This is a genomic window from Streptomyces sp. NPDC037288 (assembly GCF_055603265.1).
Map to the genome: position 1 here is coordinate 1 of NZ_JBVJVY010000198.1, position 1,914 is coordinate 1,914.

Annotated in this window: 2 protein-coding genes and 2 pseudogenes; 3 read left to right on the forward strand and 1 reads right to left on the reverse strand. The window is 67.8% G+C overall.

Translation table 11 applies throughout. The features are described from left to right. Positions 1-105: 105 nt before the first annotated feature. A pseudogene (locus ACZ7GZ_RS43190) lies at positions 106-367 on the reverse strand (IS110 family transposase); the annotation flags it as partial. A gap of 206 nt (positions 368-573) precedes the next feature. Here ACZ7GZ_RS43190 and ACZ7GZ_RS43195 point away from each other — a divergent pair. The 3 genes and pseudogenes from ACZ7GZ_RS43195 to ACZ7GZ_RS43205 form a co-directional block, all read left to right on the forward strand. Continuing rightward, positions 574-939, forward strand: coding sequence for a transposase (locus ACZ7GZ_RS43195; protein WP_471033331.1), 366 nt, complete (start codon positions 574-576; stop codon positions 937-939). Then, a complete protein-coding gene (locus ACZ7GZ_RS43200) occupies positions 936-1,574 on the forward strand; it encodes an IS3 family transposase (RefSeq protein ID WP_471033332.1) in 639 nt (212 codons plus the stop codon). The genes ACZ7GZ_RS43195 and ACZ7GZ_RS43200 overlap by 4 nt, the downstream gene beginning before the upstream one ends. A 15-nt stretch (positions 1,575-1,589) precedes the next feature. Further along, positions 1,590-1,832: pseudogene (locus tag ACZ7GZ_RS43205) on the forward strand (IS30 family transposase); the annotation flags it as partial. Positions 1,833-1,914 lie beyond the last annotated feature (82 nt).

The following is a 1,914-nucleotide window of genomic DNA, read 5'->3' on the forward strand; positions in this document are numbered from 1 at the left end:
GACCTGGCGGATCCTCCGCAAGGCCAGACTCAGCCCGAACGCACTCACGTCAACCACAAAGGCCATCCTCACCCTGGAGGCTCACCGTTGAAAAGACTCATGGGAATGGACGGCCAGGCCGGTGAGATAGGCGACCGGTTGGCTGTGGTTGACCAGCAGGCCGATCAGCAGCGCGGCCCCGCCGTGGTTGAGGTCGACGGCCCACAGCACGTCCCGGGATATTTCCGGGACATCGCCGATCAGGGCGAGAAGTTCACTTTCGTCGTTCGAGACCCGGCTCGGGACAGCAGGCGCTTGCCCTCCGCATTGATCACCACGCAGTGGTGATGCGTCTGCCGATGTCCACTCCGGCCCAGATCTCCGGCACGTTCCCCTCCGCCAGCTCGCCGTCACATCGATCCCGCAGACGACCTCGCCGACGTTGTCCTACAGCAGCGATCGGAGTCGCATCTACCCATTGGCGGTCGAGTCGTCACGGGGCTCCGGGTGGCCAAGTGCCTTGAGCCATCGAGCGGTCTCAACCATGACAGCCATGCCCAGAGCCCCTGGGTTTCCGATCTTACGTGACTGGGCTTGATCCGCTTTGGCGGACATCCGAGATCAGGGGTTCGGCCCCGGGAGGATGTCCATCATGGAGAGCATGAGGAAGAAGAAGCCTCGGTCTCGCGTTCGTTCACGCCGGAGTTCAAGGCCGAGATCGTCGAGCTGTGCCGACGCGGTGACCGCTCGGTCGGCCAGGTGGCCAAGGACTTCGACCTGACCGAGACCGCGGTGCGGCTGTGGGTGAGCCAGGCGGAGACCGACGCGGGCGAGCGCGATGGGCTGACCAGCAGCGAACGCGAGGAGCTGGCCGCGCTGCGGCGGGAGAACCGCCGGCTGCGGGAGGACGTGGAGGTCCTCAAGCGGGCCACGGCTTTCTTCGCGAAGGAGACCCGGTGACGGTGCACCCGTTCATCGAGGCGGAGAAGCGAGACGGTCACAACGTCAAGCGCGCGTGTGAACTGCTGCAGGTCTCCCGAGCCGCCTTCTATGCCCGCCGCACTGGCGGGCCCGGTCCGAGGGCGGTGCGCGATGCCGAGCTGACCGAGAAGATCACCGAAGTCCACGAGCGGTCCCGCGGGACCTACGGGTCCCCGCGCATCCACGCCGTCCTGCAACGACAGGGCGAGGGCTGCGGACGGCGCCGGATCGCCAGACTGATGCGAGGCGCCGGGCTGCAGGGCCGACGCCGCAGGCGACGGCAGCTGACGACGATCCCCGACCCGCGGGCCGCCGTCCGGCCCGTTCTCGTCGTCCGGGACTTCGCTCCTGACCCGGACGGCCTCGACACCCGCTGGTGCGGTGACATCACCTACGCTTCCACCGACGAGGGCTGGCTCTATCTGGCAACCGTCATCGACATCGCCTCCCGTCGCGTCGTCGGCTGGGCCACAGCCGACCACCTGCGCACCGAACTGGTCGCGGACCCTCTCCAGTCCGCCTGCCGCCGACGCCGCCCGACCCGGCCGGTGATCTTTCACTCAGACCGTGGCTGCCAGGGCGGATTCAACTGGTCGTCACAACACCTCCTGTAGTTGGAGGTGTTGCTGGTGTGGGTGGGTAAGCGGCAGCAGGCTGCGCGGTTGTATCGCGGGCAGATTCCCTCGCCAGGGCGGCCGACCGTCGCGTGGCGTGAGGATCGCGTCCGGTTCTGGCAGGCGATCGCACGCGGGGTGAGCTCTCAGGACGCAGCGGTTGAGATCGGGGTCTCTGCGGCCGTGGGGACGCGCTGGTTCCGCCATGCTGGCGGCGTGGGACCGTGCCTCGCCCCGACGGTGTCGGGCCAGGTACTGAGGTTTTCGGGTCGTTGTCGGGTGGTGGCGGTTCATGATCCCTGCGGTATGCCGGTGGGGTGAGGTGTCCGGAGGGTGGGGG